The sequence below is a fragment of the Mesorhizobium sp. WSM4819 genome (assembly GCF_055811215.1).
Genome location: NZ_JBVVQO010000031.1, coordinates 18,611 through 35,290 on the forward strand (window position 1 = coordinate 18,611; position 16,680 = coordinate 35,290).

The 16,680-nt window shown below is 61.0% G+C and carries 21 protein-coding genes and 1 pseudogene; 7 read left to right on the plus strand and 15 right to left on the minus strand.

Going from position 1 to position 16,680, the window contains the following annotated elements; all coding sequences use genetic code 11:
* Positions 1–25: 25 nt before the first annotated feature.
* Positions 26–382 carry a DUF488 domain-containing protein gene (locus AC0L18_RS23795; RefSeq protein WP_473494415.1) on the plus strand — a complete coding sequence of 119 codons (357 nt, stop codon included), beginning with the start codon at positions 26–28 and terminating at the stop codon, positions 380–382.
* A 194-nt stretch (positions 383–576) separates the two neighbouring features.
* A complete protein-coding gene (locus AC0L18_RS23800; RefSeq protein ID WP_473494416.1) occupies positions 577–735 on the plus strand; it encodes a hypothetical protein in 159 nt (52 codons plus the stop codon).
* A 128-nt stretch (positions 736–863) separates the two neighbouring features.
* Here AC0L18_RS23800 and AC0L18_RS23805 read toward each other — a convergent pair whose 3' ends face one another.
* From AC0L18_RS23805 to AC0L18_RS23855, 11 genes and pseudogenes are all read right to left on the minus strand, one after another.
* On the minus strand, positions 864–1,364 hold the full coding sequence (locus AC0L18_RS23805; RefSeq protein WP_473494417.1) for an ATP-dependent DNA ligase: 501 nt from the start codon (positions 1,362–1,364) through the stop codon (positions 864–866).
* A 73-nt stretch (positions 1,365–1,437) separates the two neighbouring features.
* Positions 1,438–1,860: pseudogene (locus AC0L18_RS23810) on the minus strand (DNA ligase-like domain-containing protein); the annotation flags it as partial.
* Between the two features lie 34 nt (positions 1,861–1,894).
* Positions 1,895–2,107, minus strand: a complete 213-nt coding sequence (locus tag AC0L18_RS23815; protein WP_473494418.1) for a hypothetical protein — start codon at positions 2,105–2,107, stop codon at positions 1,895–1,897.
* Positions 2,108–2,176: 69 nt separating this feature from the next.
* Positions 2,177–2,995, minus strand: coding sequence for a hypothetical protein (locus AC0L18_RS23820; RefSeq protein ID WP_473494419.1), 819 nt, complete (start codon positions 2,993–2,995; stop codon positions 2,177–2,179).
* 185 nt (positions 2,996–3,180) lie between these two features.
* Positions 3,181–3,387, minus strand: coding sequence for a hypothetical protein (locus AC0L18_RS23825; RefSeq protein WP_473494420.1), 207 nt, complete (start codon positions 3,385–3,387; stop codon positions 3,181–3,183).
* Positions 3,341–3,508, minus strand: a complete 168-nt coding sequence (locus tag AC0L18_RS23830) for a hypothetical protein (protein ID WP_473494421.1) — start codon at positions 3,506–3,508, stop codon at positions 3,341–3,343. Before AC0L18_RS23830 ends, AC0L18_RS23825 begins: the two co-directional genes overlap by 47 nt.
* 42 nt (positions 3,509–3,550) lie before the next feature.
* Positions 3,551–4,618: an ABC transporter ATP-binding protein gene (locus AC0L18_RS23835; protein ID WP_473494422.1), complete on the minus strand. Its 1,068-nt coding sequence runs from the start codon at positions 4,616–4,618 to the stop codon at positions 3,551–3,553.
* 31 nt (positions 4,619–4,649) lie between these two features.
* Complete coding sequence (locus tag AC0L18_RS23840) at positions 4,650–5,375, minus strand: SDR family oxidoreductase (RefSeq protein WP_292161537.1); 726 nt, start codon at positions 5,373–5,375, stop codon at positions 4,650–4,652.
* A 69-nt stretch (positions 5,376–5,444) separates the two neighbouring features.
* Positions 5,445–6,950 (minus strand): ABC transporter substrate-binding protein, encoded by a 1,506-nt coding sequence (locus tag AC0L18_RS23845; protein ID WP_128171996.1) that lies wholly within the window; start codon positions 6,948–6,950, stop codon positions 5,445–5,447.
* A 59-nt stretch (positions 6,951–7,009) separates the two neighbouring features.
* Positions 7,010–7,882, minus strand: coding sequence for a carbohydrate ABC transporter permease (locus AC0L18_RS23850; RefSeq protein WP_023799420.1), 873 nt, complete (start codon positions 7,880–7,882; stop codon positions 7,010–7,012).
* Position 7,883: 1 nt separating this feature from the next.
* A complete protein-coding gene (locus AC0L18_RS23855) occupies positions 7,884–8,771 on the minus strand; it encodes a carbohydrate ABC transporter permease (protein ID WP_473494423.1) in 888 nt (295 codons plus the stop codon).
* A gap of 155 nt (positions 8,772–8,926) precedes the next feature.
* On the opposite strand from AC0L18_RS23855, the gene AC0L18_RS23860 reads away from it, so the two are divergent.
* The gene (locus AC0L18_RS23860; RefSeq protein ID WP_023799422.1) at positions 8,927–9,847 is read left to right on the plus strand and encodes a sugar-binding transcriptional regulator; all 921 of its coding nucleotides are present in this window, start codon (positions 8,927–8,929) and stop codon (positions 9,845–9,847) included.
* 150 nt (positions 9,848–9,997) lie between these two features.
* Here the strand turns inward: AC0L18_RS23860 and AC0L18_RS23865 are convergent, their stop codons facing one another.
* Together AC0L18_RS23865 and AC0L18_RS23870 are read right to left on the minus strand one after the other, a co-directional pair.
* Positions 9,998–10,807 (minus strand): HAD-IIB family hydrolase, encoded by an 810-nt coding sequence (locus AC0L18_RS23865; RefSeq protein ID WP_473494466.1) that lies wholly within the window; start codon positions 10,805–10,807, stop codon positions 9,998–10,000.
* A 4-nt stretch (positions 10,808–10,811) separates the two neighbouring features.
* Entirely contained in the window at positions 10,812–12,140 is a 1,329-nt protein-coding gene (locus AC0L18_RS23870; protein WP_473494424.1) for a sn-glycerol-1-phosphate dehydrogenase, read from the minus strand.
* Between the two features lie 138 nt (positions 12,141–12,278).
* Between AC0L18_RS23870 and AC0L18_RS23875 the strand changes: the two genes are divergently transcribed.
* Complete coding sequence (locus tag AC0L18_RS23875; RefSeq protein WP_473494425.1) at positions 12,279–13,262, plus strand: sugar-binding transcriptional regulator; 984 nt, start codon at positions 12,279–12,281, stop codon at positions 13,260–13,262.
* A 54-nt stretch (positions 13,263–13,316) separates the two neighbouring features.
* Positions 13,317–14,819, plus strand: coding sequence for a xylulokinase (locus AC0L18_RS23880; protein ID WP_473494426.1), 1,503 nt, complete (start codon positions 13,317–13,319; stop codon positions 14,817–14,819).
* Between the two features lie 16 nt (positions 14,820–14,835).
* On the opposite strand, the gene AC0L18_RS23885 is transcribed toward AC0L18_RS23880, so the two are convergent.
* Positions 14,836–15,192 carry an ArsC family reductase gene (locus AC0L18_RS23885; protein ID WP_473494467.1) on the minus strand — a complete coding sequence of 119 codons (357 nt, stop codon included), beginning with the start codon at positions 15,190–15,192 and terminating at the stop codon, positions 14,836–14,838.
* A gap of 189 nt (positions 15,193–15,381) precedes the next feature.
* Positions 15,382–15,735: a SnoaL-like domain-containing protein gene (locus AC0L18_RS23890; RefSeq protein WP_473494427.1), complete on the minus strand. Its 354-nt coding sequence runs from the start codon at positions 15,733–15,735 to the stop codon at positions 15,382–15,384.
* A 259-nt stretch (positions 15,736–15,994) separates the two neighbouring features.
* Here AC0L18_RS23890 and AC0L18_RS23895 point away from each other — a divergent pair, with 259 nt between their 5' ends.
* Complete coding sequence (locus tag AC0L18_RS23895; protein ID WP_473494428.1) at positions 15,995–16,261, plus strand: AbrB/MazE/SpoVT family DNA-binding domain-containing protein; 267 nt, start codon at positions 15,995–15,997, stop codon at positions 16,259–16,261.
* Positions 16,258–16,665 carry a type II toxin-antitoxin system VapC family toxin gene (locus AC0L18_RS23900; protein ID WP_473494429.1) on the plus strand — a complete coding sequence of 136 codons (408 nt, stop codon included), beginning with the start codon at positions 16,258–16,260 and terminating at the stop codon, positions 16,663–16,665. Before AC0L18_RS23895 ends, AC0L18_RS23900 begins: the two co-directional genes overlap by 4 nt.
* Positions 16,666–16,680: the final 15 nt, after the last annotated feature.

The following is a 16,680-nucleotide window of genomic DNA, read 5'->3' on the forward strand; positions in this document are numbered from 1 at the left end:
ATGGCGGCCAACCCCGGAGTTGGCAATGAAACTCGATATCAGGGTCAAACGCATCTACGAGCCGCCCTCGCCTGGCGATGGGCAGCGGGTGCTCACAGACCGCCTATGGCCGCGCGGCGTCCGCAAGGAAGACGCCGCGCTGACACTGTGGCTGAAGACCGTCGCGCCAAGCGATGAATTGCGCAAATGGTTCGGCCACGATCCGACGCGCTGGATGGAGTTCCAGCAGCGCTATCGCGGCGAGCTCGACAGGAACAGCGAGGCGGTCGGCCAGTTGCGCGCCATGCTGGACAACGGCCGGGTAACGCTGCTCTACGGCGCCCAGGACGAACTGCACAACAACGCGGTGGCTTTGGCTGATTATCTCAGCCTAAGGGGCTGAGGCAGCGCGCTCTGCCTATCTTTAGGGAGGGCGGGATGACTTATCATCTGGCTGCCAACAATCACTCTTACGTCGCAGATGTCAGCACCGCGCGAAACCAATCTGGGTGTTCCCATCTATGATTCGATAGAGGCCGCAGTCAGTCAGCCAGGGGACAAAGGCAACCGTTGGCAAACTTAACAAAGGGCGAGATTATGACCGAAGGGGAAAAAAAGCCGTCTGCGGCCGGAAAGAATTGGGGTAATCTGGTTGCGTGGGCTGTGGTGATCGGCCTCGGCCTGATGGTAGCTTGGGAGGTGTTCCGATTTGTTGCTCTCTTTCTCATAATCATTACCGGCAACTTCGCTCCATAGCTGGGGCAGGTGTTTCATCATGCCCAGCCGGAGCACGAGCCGCTTCCGGCAGTACAATAGGTCGCCTATTCGTCACTGAAGCCCAGCAGTGACGCGTGGCGTATGTGGGCGTGGTCGCCGCGAAGATGTTAGACACGCAGCTTTATGCCAAGCTTGACCCACTCCGCCTCCGGCTTCTCCTTCATGACATCTGGCCTCGGTCCAGCGTGATCCTGGACACGCTTCCACAGCCGATCCTTCATGTCTCGGCCCAGGCTGATGAAGTCCGAACCGCGGTACTTCCTGGAGCCCGGCTCGGCCAAATAGGCGAATGCCGCCTTGCCCCGCTCGCGCTTGACGCCGAGCAGTTCGAACTCATCTTCCGTGAAGCTCTTGGTCTTCAGCCAGTTGGTCGTTGGGCCGCTGCGGTATTTGCTGTCAGCGCGCTTCGAAACGATCCCTTCGAGCCCGGCCTGGTCGGCGAGGTAGAAGATCGCCTTGGCGTCGCCGGGCATGGCCCCGCTGAACTGAACCCGGCTGTTCGGCTGGATGATGCCATGGAGAATTTCGCGGCGTGCCTTGCAGCCGAGGTCGCGCAGATCGTGGCCGTCCAGGTGCAGGAATGTCGAAGGCACCGAGATACATGGCATAGGGGTTGTTGTGGACGGCTGTTTGGAGCGCGCCGAAATCGGACAGGCCGGCTTCATTGATGACAATAGCCTCGCCGTCGATGATCGCGTTCTTGACATCAAGCTCCCGCGCTGCGTCCATGAGCCCTGCATATTTCTTCGTCCAGTCCGCACCGGTTTTCGTATAGACGCGGATATCCTCGGGGCTGTTGATGACGATCTGGGAACGGTAGCCGTCGAGCTTGATTTCGTGAATCCAGTTTTCACCCTCGGGCGGCTTGGCGACCAGCTTGGGCTCTATCGGGGGGATAAACGTCAGCCTCGCGGCCATGCAAACTCCAACGCAACAGACCCGATTCAATAAACTTTGATCGTTTCGGTTCCGTGGATGTAAAGCCCGCGTCCACGCGGAGAAAGGGGCAGGACGCGGGCTGACCGGATCGGAGGGATGCAATCCGATCTCGCAGCAGGTCTGCGTAGGAGGTGCTGCACGGGCCGAACTTTCAGCCGGTGCCATTGTTCCGCACGGAGGGCAAAAAGGGACGCGCCCGTCAGTGACGGAGCTCTTCCCAAATGACCAACCCGAGCATCAGAACAAACATGACAGCGATCCCGCGTTTTAGAATTGGAGTGAGCCCGTATTTCTCGAACGCCCGCCGCAAACGTTCGCTGCTTTCGACGGGGTGTAATGGATCGACGCGGGTGTCCTCTTTGAATTGGAGTTCAATTCTTTTTTGCAACTCAGTTGGCTCTCTTTTCCACATTTGGTGCTCCCCAGACCAGCTCAGCCCAATAGCACGCGCTCTGCCGCTGCCATCTGCCCGCCATCATCACTACCTGATCTGTATATGAATGTGGTCGTCATGGCGGGCGGCGCGGCATCCCTGAAACCTGATCTGGCTATCGGTGGTGCCCAGCGCATTCTTAATATGCGGTTCCACGAAGATCTTATCCAGCCCGAACCTTTCGACGCCTTTCGTGGAAAGCCAATGGAGGGAAAACGCCGTGCGCCGCTTTTCGATTTGATAGCCGGGAAAGAATGGCTGCAGCCACTCGAGATCCCATCGCGCAGTGATGAAGTCGTTCCTTCCTTCACAGGGCTGTTCGTCGCCCGCCGCCGGTTCCTCGAAGGCAAAATACCCGATCGGGGACCTTGCTACGCCATTCAGGAAGTTGCCTTGCGGGGTCTTATAGTAGAATGCGAGATCGAGTTTCTTGCCATCGGCATGGGAAAGATGCGGAAGCAGCGGAAAACCATCCCAAAAGGGGAAGTTTCCATCCAGTGCGACTGTGGCAGTGCCAGGGAATTCGCGGTCCACATCTTCCGCAAGCGCCGTGACGAGATGATGCATGGGCGGCGCCACGTAGTTGCGGTTGAGCAAGCAATAGATCGGCGACTTCACGACAAGACGGACCTTCTCGTTTGGAAAGCAGGATAGAGGAACCCGCCCGAATATCGGTGCAACAAAACTCGCTGCAAATGCTGTAGCGGCGTAGAAAAGGATGAACATCCCAAATTTTGCCGCGAGGCGCCGCGTGCCCAAAGCGTGGGTTGCGAGCAAAGCCAGAAGATAGGCAAGGCCACCGATCTGGGTCACGATTGTCAGCGCGACAAAGATGAGAAACCGGCAAACGCGAGGTAATGAAAGCATTGATCTAAGTATCGAATTTCCAGTGTTGCGGGACGATGGATTTGGACGATACCTCACTTGGCCGCCGACACAACGTCCGCTGTTGGGCAGACCTCTTTGCTACCTGGTCCTAGATGGACCAGTCGCCCAGTTGTCGTCCGAGTAGACGTCGAGCATCTCGACCGTTTCGCGCTTGGGGGTGCTCATCATGCCGCCACTTGCAGAGGCACGACGTTCGAAACGCCCGTGCAGTAATTGCCCCAAGCCCGCATGATCTTGATGCGCTCCCCAAACATTTCGGCGCGGTCATAGGACTGCTGGGTCTTGGTGCCGACGACGTGCGCAAGGCAAAGCTCGGCGGCATCGTTATCGAACTTGTGCTCCTTCGCCCATGTGCGGAACGAGGCGCGCATGCCCATGCTGGGTGGCGATGCCCTGCAGGGCCAGCAGACCGCCGCGCGAGCGGTTCTTGGTGATCATGTCGTTGAGCGCCGTCTCGCCGACCGCCTGACCCTTCTTCGTGCCAGCGAACACGTAGTCGTTGCCGAGGTCGCATCGACGCCGTCGTCGCTAATCTCAGGCGACACGCAGTTCCGTGGCTGCATCGAAGAGGTGCACCTTGCCCGGCAGCACCGAAAGATTGATCGCGGCGCCGGCGTTGCGGCGCTCGTCACGCGGCACCACGGCGACGGCGTCGTATCCGGCCACGCGCAAATGAATCTGGACATCGGCGCCGGTCGTTTCGGAGAGCACAACCTCGCCCTTGATCTCACCTGTATCCGAAATGCCGAGATCGTGTGGCCGCACGCCCATGATGACTTTTTGGCCTGGTTTTGCCTTGATCTGCGGTGACAGGCCGATCGACACGCCTTCGGCGACGAAGCGAGGGCTGCCGCCTGCGGTCTCGACAGCGCCGGCGATGAAGTTCATCGACGGCGAGCCGATGAAATCAGCGACATATTTCGAGTTCGGGCGCTCATAGACCTCGTCGGGCGTGCCGATCTGCATGATCCTGCCGGCGTGCATCAGCACGATCTTGTCGGCCATCGTCATCGCCTCGATCTGGTCATGGGTGACGTAGATCGTGGTGGTGCCGAGACGATTATGGAGTTGGCGGATTTCCACGCGCATATGCGTGCGCAGCTTGGCGTCGAGATTGGAGAGCGGCTCGTCGAAAAGGAAGACGGCGGCATTGCGCACCATGGCGCGGCCCATGGCGACGCGTTGGCGCTGGCCACCCGACAGTTCCTTGGGATAGCGCCCGAGGTAGGGCGTAAGGTTCAGGATTTCCGCCGCCCATTCGACCTTCTTCCTGATCTCCGCCTTTGGCACTTTCGCCACTTCGAGGCTGAAGCCGATATTGTCGAACACCTTCATTGTCGGGTAGAGCGCGTAGTTCTGGAACACCATCGCGATGTCGCGATCGCGCGGGTGAACGTCATTGACCCGCTTGTCGCCGATCAAAAGGTCACCGTTGGTCACGCGCTCGAGCCCGGCCGTCATGCGCAGGAGCGTGGTCTTGCCGCAGCCCGACGGCCCGAGAAGGACGACGAATTCGCGGTCGGCAATGCCGAAGGAGATGTCCTTCATCACCTCGACATGGCCGAAACTCTTGGCGATGTTCTTATATTCTACGGTGGCCATTCTCTGTCTCCAGACGCCCAGGTCAGGGTCGTCAGTATTTCTGCCTGGTCGGCGTGATGACGATTTCCTGCACGAGAGCGTTTTGTGGCATCTGGTAGGTGTGCAGCATGAGGTCAGCGACGTGCTCCGGGCCGATGCCGCCGCCGATCTTGAGCTTGTTGGCCTTGTAGTTGGCGAGCGTCTGCGGATCGAGGACGCCGCTCAGAACCTCGGTTTCGATCACCCCGGGCGAAAGCACGACGACGCGGACGTCATAGTCGGAAAGATAGTCGCGCAGCGATTCCGACACGGCGTGAACGAAGAATTTCGTCCCGCAGTAAACGGTATGGTCCGGATAGACTTTTCGGCCGGCGATCGAACTCATCATGAACAGGGTTCCATGACGGCGCTCCATCATGCCCGACATCACGGCGTGAACCGAATTCAGCACGCCTTTGGTGTTGATGTCGATCATCTCGTCCCATTCCTCGGGCGGCTGGCGGCCTATGTCGGCAAGCCGCGCGATGCCGGCATTGGCAAACAGCATGTCGACCGGTCCGTATTCGGCTTCCGCCTCCTTCACGGCGGCTGCGATCGCGGCGCGGTCGCGGACATCGACCTGCCGGGCCATGCTGTCGGGCAGGTTCAGTGCCTCCATGCGCTCCAGACGGCGGGCCATCATCAGAACAGGGTGGCCGGCGCGCGAAAACGCCTTGGCGACCGCCTCGCCGATACCAGAACTGGCTCCTGTCACTGCTACGAGCTGTTTTCCAGCCATGGCTTTCCTCAATCGAAATTGTCGATACCCCGGGCTGGCGGCCTTCGGGCAGCCAGCCCGGGGGAAGACTCAGCCCTTGGCGACGAGATCGTCGACCTGGGTTTTCAGGGCGTCGAGCGATTCCTTGGCCGAGCCCGACTGGCCGGCGAAGTATTTGCCCAGCGCAACCGGGATCATGTCGCTCGAGAGTTCTGCCCATGCCGGCAGGTCGGGCTCGGATCCCATGTAGTTGGCGATGGTGTCGCGCACGACCGGCAAGTGGCGGGTCGTGCCGGCGCCGACACGCGCATTGGCCAGCACGCGCGGATCGTCATAGACGCTGGTGCGCGTTGGTCCGGTACCGCCACCCAGAACCGTTATCAGCGCCTGGGTATCGGCTGAGGTCGCCCACTGCATGAAGATCCAGGCGGCGTCCGGGCTCTTCGAGTATTTCGATACCGCGAGCGAAGAGCCGCCCTGGTGACCAACGCCCGGAATCTCGCCGAACCCGGTCTGCTCGACGGTGCGCAGCGTCGCGGCAGGTTTCGGCGGAACCATCGCTTCCATCAAGCCCGAGACCTTGGAGGCCTTGGGATCGTCGAAGAACGGGAAGAATTCGCCCCAGGACAGCATCGAGGCGGCGACGCCCTGGCCGACCGACTGGCCCTCGCCATCCCATGTCCAGCCGTCGACGCCGGGCGGCATCGTCGCCTTGAGCTTGTCCCAGTAGGCCATGGCGGCCAAGCCGGCGTCGTCATTGCCGGTGAACTTGCCGTCGGGGCCGAAAATCGAACCGCCATGGCCCCAAAGCCACGCCGTCCAATCGCATTCGAGGCTGTAATGGCCCGATTTCATCTGGCCGCTGGTGCCGTACATGTTCGGGCCCTTGGCGTCGGTGATCGCCGCAGACGCCTTCAGCAAATCGTCCAGCGTCGCCGGAGGCGGCAGCTTGAGCTCGTCCCAGACGTCCTTGCGGTACTGCATGATGAAGATCGGGATGTCGTAGGGTACGCCGACCATGCGGTCCTCGTACATGGCGATACCGTCGACGAGCGGCTTCAGGAAGTCGTCGATGTTGTAGTTCGGCATTGCCAGGTCGGCGTTCTTGAGCTGTTCGCGCGGATCGAAGACGTCCTGGCTGAAGCTCGCCGCCCAGCTCTGGTCGATATAGTAGAGGTCGTAAGTGCCGAGGCTCGAAGCCACGTCAAGGGTCAGCTTTTGCAGCACCTGCTCGAGCGGCAGCACTTCGATCTCGACCTTGATGCCGGTAGCCTCCTCGAAATACTGCTTGAGCTGCGTGGCGATGGCATTGGACGGCGGTGTCGATTCGGTGGCGAGACGGAGCGTCGTTCCGGCAAAGGGCTTGCCGACATCCGAGAGCCATTTGGTGATTTCGGCGCTGGGCTTCAGTTCCTGTTCCTGAGCCGATGCCTGGCTGATGCCGTAGAACGGACGTCGTCCCAGGCCCATGCCGAGCGCGCCGGCGCCGAGGCCGAGAATGCTTGCTGCGCGAAGAAACGAGCGGCGGTCCATCTGTCCGCGAACGAAGCGGTCGGTGACAGAGGCAAGATGCGTCTTTCTGATGCTGTCTTTCATTGTCTACTCCTCCGGTTTAATTCGCGATTTTCTCAAGGCTGCGAATTCGAGCCTCCCATCTATTGTTTCAACGATCCCATCGTGAGACCGCGCACGAGGTGCTTCTGAACCAACAGAATGAAGATGAAAGCGGGAATGATGGAGGCAGCGCCAAGCGCGGCCATGTTGCCCCAGGCGGTGCCGATCGAGGTGACGAAGGTCGACGAGACGACTGGCACGGTCTTGAGCGAGGTGGTGGTCAGGGTCAGCGCAAAGAGGAATTCGGTCCAGCTGAAGATGAAGCAGAGCACCGCCGTGGCGGCGATGCCGCCCTTGGCCATCGGCAGCACGATCCTGCGAAAAATCATGAAGCGGCTGGCGCCATCGACGATCGCGCTCTCGTCGATCTCGGAAGGAATGTCGTCGAAGAAGCTCTTCATCAGGAGGACGGCGAGCGGCAGGTTCATCAGCGCGTGGATCAGCACCATGCCGGTATAGGTGTCGATGAGACCGAAATTCTTGTAGATGAAGAACATCGGCACCGCGACCGCGACGGGCGGCATCATGCGCGTCGACAACACCCAGCCGACGAAACTGTGCCGGCCGCGGAAGTTCATGCGCGACAGGGCATAGGCGGCAAGCGTGGCGATGGCGACAGCGAGCACGGTCGACAGCGTCGCGATGACAATCGAATCCCAGACGCGGGGCGCCATGTAGAAATTGCCGCCGCCCGGCGTCACGGTGATGCCGCCGCTGCCGAGCGAAATCCCGAACACCTTCTGGAAATTGTCGAAGGTCGGCGTGAAGGCGAACAGTTTCGGCGGCCGGTTGAAGATGTCGTTGCCGTGTTTGAACGCCACCGACGTCCAGTAGTAGATCGGAAAGAAGAAGATCGCGACCACAACCCAGGCGGCGATGGTGCGAAGCATGCGGGTCGAGAAGGAGCCGTTCATTCTACCACCTCACCTTGGCGATACGGATGAAGAGGTTGGCAATGACGAGGATGATCACCAGGGTGACGAGGCTGAGCGTGGCTCCATAGCCCCATTTTACGAAGCTGAACGTCTGCTGCCATGCATAGAGGGACAGCGAGTAGGTCGACGCTCCCGGCCCGCCGGAGGTCATGACGAAGACGTAGTCGAAGACGCGGAACAGATCGATGCCGCGGACCAGCACGGCGATGGCGATCACCTTCGACATCGTCGGCAGGGTGATGCGCCGGAAGATCTGGAACGACGAGGCGCCGTCGATCATCGCGGCCTCGTAAGGCTCCGGCGGCAGCGCCCTGAGACCGGCAAGAAAGATGAGCACCATGAACGGCGTCCACTGCCAGATTTCCGCGACGAGAACGCCGGCAAGCGCGGTCGACGCGGTGGCGAGGATGGGGTTGTTCGAATTGAGCAGTCCGATCGACTGCAGGAGATAGCTGATCACGCCGAACTGCGGATCCTCCATCAGCAGATACATCATGCCGACAATGGCCGGCGGGATGACGAGCGTCATCGTCAGCACGCCGCGCAGGAATCCGAAACCGAAGCCGTCGCTGTCGAGGAGCAGCGCGATCGCCATGCCGAGCACCAGCTCGAAGATCAGCGCGATGGCGAAATAGGTGAAGGTGATGACGAGCGACTGCCAGAACCGCGTGTCGTTCCACAGCTGCACCCAGTTTTCCGTTCCGACGAATTCGAGCGCCCGCCGGCGCGGGACGAACTCATGGAAGCTCAGCCAGATGTTGTAGATGAGAGGATACACGGTGAAGACAAGCAGGATCGCCACCAGCGGCAGCAGCCAGGGCAGCGGGTGATCCGAAATGACCAAACGTCTGGCTTGGGCAACCCGCACGCGTTCCTCCCGAACCGCTTCGTTTTGCGATGCACAAATGTTCATATCTTGTGCATTTGTTCAAATGCTATATCGTCGCCCTGTCTGTGGCAAGCACTTGTTGGCCGGCTACAGCGGCATTCGGATGGGTGCGCCACAAGCATCGGAGGACCCTCATGACGTCGATCGGTCTGCTGGCACGGGTTGCCCATCAGTATTTCGTGCTGGGCGAAACGCAGCAGGCCATCGCCGAGCGGCTGCAGATCAACCGCACCAAGATCCACAGGCTGCTGGCCGAGGCGAAGGAGCGCGGCATCGTCTCGATCCGCATCAATGCCGGGACGTCCCAGGCGCTCGAAATGGAAGAACAGCTCAGGCGGAAGTACCGGCTCGACATATGCAGCGTCACACCTGATGACACCGGGTCGGAACTCGGGCTCTCCGAAGTGATCGGCATCTATGCCGCGCAGACGGTCGAGACGCTGCTCAGGGACGACATGACGGTCGCCATGGCGTGGGGCCGAACCATGCGATGGCTCGCTTCCAACATCGAGCCGGTGGCGCTCAGGAACGTTACCGTCGTGCCGCTTCTCGGCTCGCTGTCGCGCCGGTCGTCGATCGACAAATACGACGCCGCCGCCGTCTTTGCCCAGCGCACCCAGGCCGAATCCTATTATCTCCCCGGACCCATCATCTGCGACAGCCGTGAAAGCCGTGAGACGATCCTGCAGCAACCGAGCGCGCGCGAGGTTATCCAGAAGGCGCTGAACGCCGACCTTGCGCTGATGAGCGTCGGCGGCACAACCAGTTCGACGCTGCGGAGCGTCGGTTACATGACCGACGAGGAATTCGACGATATCCTGAGACTGAAGCCGATCGGCAACTTTCTCGGCTATTTCTTCGACCGGGACGCCGAACTCATCGACCATCCCGTCAACGAGCGCATTGTCGGGGTCTATCCTCGCGACACGCTGAACATTCCCAAGCGCATCCTCGTTTCCGGCGGAAAGAACAAGGTCGGCATCATGACCAAGCTCCTGGAAAAGGGATTCTTCACCGGCCTCATCACCGATCAGGGGACGGGGAGTTCGCTGTGACCGGCCGGGGTTGCGGCGGCAGCCGAAGCTGCCGTGCGATGTTGCCTGGCGCATCGCGCCCACTTGCCTAAGCCGTCCCTGGTTCGGTTCCATCGCCTGCAGAACATCCTTTTTTGCGTCTTTTGCAGTCCGCATTTTCGCGCCCGCCGATCAGCCCAATCCCGACCTCCGGTTCGCCAGGATCATATCGGCAATCTCGACGAAGCCGCGGCCACCCCGCGACCTGGCGACGAAAGCGGGTTCGGCGTCGATCTGTCCCTGGAAATCCACCACATTCGCGACCCCGAACGCGTTCGGAAAGAACCCGAACATCGGGGCGTCGTTCGGGCTGTCTCCAACGAAAGCATAGGCCTTCCTTTCAGCATCGAGATCGGTTCCCAGCCTCTCGCTTGCAAAGCGGCGCGTCATCGCCAGCTTGTCGTATCGGCCAAACCAGCCGTTCACATGGATCGACGAAATCTTGGCGACAGCGCCGGCCTCCTCGAAAATCTGCTTGATGCGCCTGGCATCGGACAGCGGCAGCGCCGGAACATCCTCGCAAAAGTCGATGGCCAGGTCGGCTTCGCGATATTGCTGGTCGGCGGATACCGCCGAACCCGGCACTTCCTGGACAATGCGCTTTTCCAGCTCGGTGAGCCTGCGCCTGTTTTCCCGGCGTTCGTCAGCGCTTGCCGCGAAAACCCGGATCATCTTTCGCGTTGCCTGGTCATAAGCGAAGTAAAAAGCGCCATTTTCGCCGACCACGCCGGTGACCGGCCAGAACCGGGCAATCATGTCGCACCAGCCTGCCGGTCTCCCGGTAATGGGAGCAACGACAAGGCCCGCCTCGTGCAGGCGTTCGAGCGCACGGTAGGCGTCGGCCGGAAGACGACCCTCGGTGGTCAAGGTGTCGTCGATATCGCAGAAGACGCCGCGAATGCGCGATGCAGTTTCGGGTCCGAATTCGGCGAGGTCGCGCATCCGGTCAGGCTTCCCCACGCGCAAAATCCTCCAGCATTCCTGCATCCGCAGCAATGTCGAGGAACGAGAAGCGATTGCGCATCTCCCGGCAATGAACGACGGCTTCGCGATAGAAATCGGCCGGCGTGCCCAATTCGGCCGCTGAAATCGGCCCGCCGGTCGATTTCAGCAGGCGCTGCATCTCGTCGACAGGCACCATGAATTGCTTGAGCTCCTGCCTGAGTGTCGGCCAGAGCTCCTGCAGCCGCTCGTTGAATGCCGCGGCGGCAGTCTCGTCGAAGGCCTTCTTCTTCAGTTCGTCGAGACATTGTGCGGCGACAGCCGGGCCCATGCGACGGATCATGTCGTCAGGATCGATCTTCGTCGCCTTCACCACCGGCGGCTTGTCGCTTGCAAGCATTGCTTGCTGCAATCGCGCCATGGTGAGCGAAGCGACGCCGACCTGGGTGCCGTGCAGCGTGCCGGGGTGACGCTCGCCGGCGAAACAGTCGATGTAGTGCGATATCTGATGCTCGCCCATGGAACCGTGATTGGAGACGCCGGTGAAGGAAATTCCGAGACCGCAGAGCGTCAGCACGCGATAGAGGTAGCCATTGGCCTCGATATCGTGTTCGGCAAGATTTCCGGCACGCTTGTTGAGCGCCGTCTCATCCTTTTCCTGGATGAGAAAAGGGACCTGATGGTAGGCAGTGCCAAGCAGGCGGTGCGACATCCACCAGTCGATCTGGGCGACCGAGCGGCAAAGGCAGTCACCGAACCCCGCCGCAGACAGATAGGTCGGGGCGGCAGCGGAGACGCCAAGATCGACGAAAAAGCCTGATGGGGCGTGGGAAGGCAGCGATACCTTCAGGCCGCTTTCCAGTGTGATGGACGCAGTCGTCGATGTGTAGCCGTTCATCGAACCGGCCGTCCCGAACACGCAATAGCGCCGCTCATTCCTGCCGGTGACGAACTTGCAGAGATCGTTGATGGTGCCGGAACCGACCGCGACCACGGCATCCGCATCGGCGAGTTTGACGGCGAGGCTTTCGACATTGGCCATGTCGGCATGCGGATGATCCAGGATCACCACATCGACGGGGCCGAGCGTCTTCAGTTCGCGCGCAACGCGTTGGCCAAGCGCCTCATAGGTGGCGGCATCCGCAACGACCGTGAACCGCTCCCCCAGATCGAGTTCCGAAACCAGATCGGCCGCCCGCCCGTCGAGGCTTTCTTCGATGACAATCCGGTCATACGGCACCACCGCCTTTTCACCGGTCTCAGGGTTGGTCCAGCGCCCGTCCAGAATGTCGTCGATCAATGCCGTCCAGGATCCGGCTGCCGGATTGGTCATGACGTCCTCATGCTGGCGACCCTGTAATCGAGGCGCAGGAGCGTTGGCGTTATAAACAATAGTCACCTATCACTGTCTTTTGTCAAGCATTTGCCCGCGACGCTTGACTTCGTTCTGCAAACCTGCGGAAAAAGGGACATGAATGCCAACGCCGACATCGACGTAGTCCGACCATCTGGGCTCTCGGCACTGCCGCCCGAATTCGACAGCGCGGTGGCGTGGGCTGCCTGGCTCTACTATGTCGACCAGCTCAACCAGAGCGACGTGGCCAAGGTCATGAACGTCTCCAGGGCGAGCGTGGTGCACTATCTGCAGGAGGCGCGCGAAAGCGGACTTGTCGCCGTGCAGGTCGACCACGACGCTTTTGCCCGCACCTTCACCTCGCGGCGTCTCATGGAAAAATACGGGCTTCGCGGCGCGGCGGTTATCCCCGACCTCGATCCAAACCATGCCGACCGCCGCATCGGCGAAGCGGCAGGACGGCTGCTGGCGTCGATGGTCGATCCGGGCGATACGATCGGCGTTGCCTGGGGAAAAACGGTGCTCGCTGCCGCCCGCTCGATCCCCCGACTACGGCATGATCGGAACCTCACCGTCGTCCAGCTCTCGGGAAGCTCGATCGGCACCAGCGATTTCTCGCCGGAATTCTGCACCTCGCTGATGGCCAACCGGCTCGGCGCCCGCTGCATAAACCTGCTTGCCCCGGCGATCGTCTCCACCGACGAACTGCACGACCAACTCATGCAGGAGCCGATGCTCGTCAACCAGTTCCGCATGATCCATGCCGCCGGCAAAGTCATCTTCGGGATCGGCGATATCGGGCCGGAGAGCACCTATGCCCGAGCCGGGATATCGGATGCCGCCGCACTTGCCGGCATGATCGAGCAGGGCGCGCTCGGCGTCATCATCGGGCGGTTCATCGACGCCCAAGGAGCCCCTTTCGCAACACCGCTCGACGGACGCACCGTCGGCATCACGCTCGATGAATTGAAAGCGGTGCCGGTCCGCATCTGCGCCGCCGGTGGCGCCCGCAAGATGGCGGCGATCAGGGCCGGGCTCGGCGGCGGATATGCGACACATTTTGTCACCGACATGGCCACCGCGAACAGTCTCTTGGAATAACCGGCACTTGTACCAACCAGCACCGGTGGAACTCATCGTCTCGGGAGGACAATCATGGGCAGCAGCGACGGACCTCTTGTCGTCGGCCTCGACAGTTCCACCCAATCCTGCAAGGCGATTGCCTGGAGCCGGGACGGACGAGCCGTGGCGGAAGGCCGGGCGCCGCTCGAACTGATGAAGCCGAGGCCGGACTATGTCGAGCAGGAGGTCACCGACTGGTGGCGGGCCGCAACAGCGGCGCTGCGACAGCTTGTCGACGCGGTCGACGCGACACGCATCGCCGGGATCGCGATCTCCAACCAGCGCGAGACCGTTGCCCTCATCGACGGCGCCGGCGCGCCGATCGGACCCGCCAGCCTGTGGCTCGACGAACGCGCCGCCGGGCTGGTCGACCGTTTCGCGGCGGAGATCGGCCGTGAGCGGCTGCACCAGATCACCGGCAAGCCGATCGACGTGACGCCGGTCGTCTATCGCCTGAAATGGCTGCGCGAGAACGAGCCGGAACGGTTGGACCAGGCGAACAAAATCCTCGACGTGCATGGCTATCTGACGCTGAGACTGACGGGAACGCCAAGCGCGAGCTGGACCAGCGCCGATCCGTTCGGTCTCTTCGACATCTCGCGCAAGGCATGGTCGCAGCCGATCCTCGATCATCTCGGCATCAAACCGTCGCAACTTCCCGATGCGGTGCGGTCCGGCACGCGAGTCGGGACCGTTCATGCCGCCGCAGCCGCCGCAACCGGCCTCGCCGAAGGAACCCCGGTGATTGCCGCCGGTGGCGATGGGCAATGCGCCGGGCTCGGCGTCAATGCCATGCGCGACGGCGTCGTCTATCTCAATCTCGGCACCGCGATCATTGCGGGAATCTGGTCGCGGGAACCGGTGGTCGGCGCCTTCTGGCGCACCATGACCTCGCCGACAGGCGATGGCTATTTCCTCGAGGCCGTGCAGCGGGCGGGTGTCTATTTCGTCAACTGGTTCGTCGACATGTTTGCCGGCGGGCGCTCCGATCCGGCGATCTTCGACCGCCTTGAAAGGGAAGCGGCGGCCGTGCCGATCGGCTCGGACGGGCTTCTCGCCGGCACCACCCTCGTCGGTTGCATGGACCCGCACTGGGATCCGAGCGCACGCGCCAGCTTCATCGGCATGCACCCCTCGCACACGCTCGGTCATTTTTATCGTGCAGGGCTCGAGGCAATGACGCTGCAAACCGCCCGGGCTCTCGAAGAGATGCGCAGCCATGGTCTTTCGCCGGCGCAAATGGTGGCGATCGGCGGCGGCGCCAACAGCAGGCTTTGGACAAAGATGATCGCGGACGCAACCGGGATCGCGATCCATAAGGGTCACAATGCCGAAGCCTCGTCGCTCGGTGCAGCGATCAGCGCGGCGGTCGGCATCGGATGGTTCGAGGGTTTTGCCGAGGCTGCGGATGCGATGACGAGCATCGCCGAGACAATCGAGCCGGACCCCGGCTGCCGCGCAGCGTGGGACGCGCTCTCGGCCAGGCAGGCCAAGGTCTTTTCCGCGACCCGATTCGCCTGGCGAGCTGGAGCGTGAAAAGCATCCCGTCCGGCTACTTCAACCCGCCCAGCGCCTGCTGATAGACATCAGGCTTGAAGCCGACGAGGATACGATCGCCAAGATCGAGGATCGGCCGCTTGATCATCGTCGGTTTGGCCAGCATCAGCGCCTTGGCCTTCCTCTCGTCGAGGCTCAGCCTGTCCGTGTCCGACAGTTCGCGAAACGTCGTGCTCGACTTGTTGAGCAGGATTTCCCAGCCGACCTTGCCGGACCAGCCGTCGAGCCTATCCGCCTCCAGCCCCTCGACCCTGTAGTCGTGAAAACGATAGGCGACATCGTGGCTTTCCAGCCAGATGCGCGCCTTTTTGATCGTATCGCAATTGGTGATGCCGTACATGGTGATCGTCAATATTTTGGCCCTCGGCTGGTCGCTCATCGAATCTGCCGCACCGTAAAACCACCGTTCAAGCATTGCCAGCGACCATATGTGAAGGGGATTTGAGCTTGCTCACATGGCGGCCAGGGCATCGTCCTGGCCGCCATGCCTGATCACCAACGATGCAGCGAGTGACAGAGCTTCCGAAATCCGGTTCCGGCCTCAATAGTAGAAGCGCTCTTCGGCAATTTTGCCGTTCTTGACCGTGTACAGACCAACCTCATCCATGCTGACGCGCTCGCCTGTAGCCTTGGGCGTTATGTCAAACTTGAAGCGCACTGCGAACTGGTCGCCGTTGACATATGGGCCCTCGACCGAGCCGTCATGAACTTCGTTGTTCTCTTCCCACCACTGGCCCTTCTGCCTCACGGCTTCCTTGCCGTTGCAGATGGCCATCGGCCCTTCCATCGCTTCGTAGCTGACGATGTCGTCGGCATTGTACTTCTCAGCCGCAACATCGTTCTGACCCTGCTTGAGCAGATCTGTGAAATCCTTGGCAATTTCCGCCGTAGTCATGCGTGTTCCTCCTGTTCAGACGCGTTCCAAGTAGGGAACCGTTTGCTAACCTGCCACTGGCGGTCCGCTCGATAGCTGACAGCCTATGTCAGGATGAATTGGCGTGCTGGCCCCTAACTAAAGCACTTTTGATGCGCGAAGCGTGGAACAAAACAGGAACAAACTGGAGAGTCAAGTAGAGATCGAGCCGGCCGGCCCGGTGCTTGAATGTAATGCACTTTCGCATTATGTTTATCTATTCAACTCAGGAGATTCTGCCATGACGACACTGACCGTAACGGCGCGGGGGCAGGTCACTTTTCGCAAAGAAGTGCTCCAACACCTCGGCATCCAGCCGGGAGAAAAAATCGAACTCGATCTGCTACCGGGGGGCCGGGCAGAGCTAAAGGCATCGCAGCCTAAGGGATCGTTCCGGGACCTTCATGGCTTCCTGAAAGGTAAGACGAATGGCCAAGTCCTCACCATTGAGGAAATCAATGAGGCGATTGCCGAGGCTGGTGCGGCCGCCGGGGCCGGCAAGGAATGAAGATCACGGCCGATACGAATGTCCTGCTCCGCGCCTATGTGGCTGACGATGCCAAGCAGGCGAGTGCAGCTGTCGAGCTGCTGGCAAGTGCTGAAATCGTGGCGGTAAGCTTACAGTCCCTTTGTGAATTCACGTGGGTCCTGGCGCGCCAATACAAGACCGCCGGTGAAGACATTTCCGCCGCGATTCGTGCCCTGCTGAACACGGAAAATGTCGTGATCAATCGGCCAGCAGCTGAAGCTGGCCTGGCGGTCCTTGATGCTGGTGGTGATTTTGCTGATGGTGTGATTGCCTATGATGGTCGCTGGCTGGGCGGGGAAGTCTTCGTTTCCTTTGACAAAAAGGCCGTGACGCTGCTTTCTTCACAAGGGCGTTCCGCCTGCCTCCTAAAGGCGAGCGCCTGACGACTCCTGTCTTGC

What these genes read in the sequence shown, in the direction of transcription:
- AC0L18_RS23835 (WP_473494422.1), bottom strand. Translation starts at nt 4,618, where the DNA reads ATGGCCACCGTAGAATATAAGAACATCGCCAAGAGTTTCGGCCATGTC.
- AC0L18_RS23795 (WP_473494415.1), top strand. Translation starts at nt 26, where the DNA reads ATGAAACTCGATATCAGGGTCAAACGCATCTACGAGCCGCCCTCGCCT.
- AC0L18_RS23870 (WP_473494424.1), bottom strand. Translation starts at nt 12,140, where the DNA reads ATGACCAATCCGGCAGCCGGATCCTGGACGGCATTGATCGACGACATT.
- AC0L18_RS23860 (WP_023799422.1), top strand. Translation starts at nt 8,927, where the DNA reads ATGACGTCGATCGGTCTGCTGGCACGGGTTGCCCATCAGTATTTCGTG.
- AC0L18_RS23820 (WP_473494419.1), bottom strand. Translation starts at nt 2,995, where the DNA reads ATGCTTTCATTACCTCGCGTTTGCCGGTTTCTCATCTTTGTCGCGCTG.
- AC0L18_RS23865 (WP_473494466.1), bottom strand. Translation starts at nt 10,807, where the DNA reads ATGCGCGACCTCGCCGAATTCGGACCCGAAACTGCATCGCGCATTCGC.
- AC0L18_RS23880 (WP_473494426.1), top strand. Translation starts at nt 13,317, where the DNA reads ATGGGCAGCAGCGACGGACCTCTTGTCGTCGGCCTCGACAGTTCCACC.
- AC0L18_RS23800 (WP_473494416.1), top strand. Translation starts at nt 577, where the DNA reads ATGACCGAAGGGGAAAAAAAGCCGTCTGCGGCCGGAAAGAATTGGGGT.
- AC0L18_RS23890 (WP_473494427.1), bottom strand. Translation starts at nt 15,735, where the DNA reads ATGACTACGGCGGAAATTGCCAAGGATTTCACAGATCTGCTCAAGCAG.
- AC0L18_RS23900 (WP_473494429.1), top strand. Translation starts at nt 16,258, where the DNA reads ATGAAGATCACGGCCGATACGAATGTCCTGCTCCGCGCCTATGTGGCT.
- AC0L18_RS23875 (WP_473494425.1), top strand. Translation starts at nt 12,279, where the DNA reads ATGAATGCCAACGCCGACATCGACGTAGTCCGACCATCTGGGCTCTCG.
- AC0L18_RS23825 (WP_473494420.1), bottom strand. Translation starts at nt 3,387, where the DNA reads ATGCGCGCCTCGTTCCGCACATGGGCGAAGGAGCACAAGTTCGATAAC.
- AC0L18_RS23895 (WP_473494428.1), top strand. Translation starts at nt 15,995, where the DNA reads ATGACGACACTGACCGTAACGGCGCGGGGGCAGGTCACTTTTCGCAAA.
- AC0L18_RS23850 (WP_023799420.1), bottom strand. Translation starts at nt 7,882, where the DNA reads ATGAACGGCTCCTTCTCGACCCGCATGCTTCGCACCATCGCCGCCTGG.
- AC0L18_RS23840 (WP_292161537.1), bottom strand. Translation starts at nt 5,375, where the DNA reads ATGGCTGGAAAACAGCTCGTAGCAGTGACAGGAGCCAGTTCTGGTATC.
- AC0L18_RS23805 (WP_473494417.1), bottom strand. Translation starts at nt 1,364, where the DNA reads ATGCCATGTATCTCGGTGCCTTCGACATTCCTGCACCTGGACGGCCAC.
- AC0L18_RS23845 (WP_128171996.1), bottom strand. Translation starts at nt 6,950, where the DNA reads ATGAAAGACAGCATCAGAAAGACGCATCTTGCCTCTGTCACCGACCGC.
- AC0L18_RS23815 (WP_473494418.1), bottom strand. Translation starts at nt 2,107, where the DNA reads ATGTGGAAAAGAGAGCCAACTGAGTTGCAAAAAAGAATTGAACTCCAA.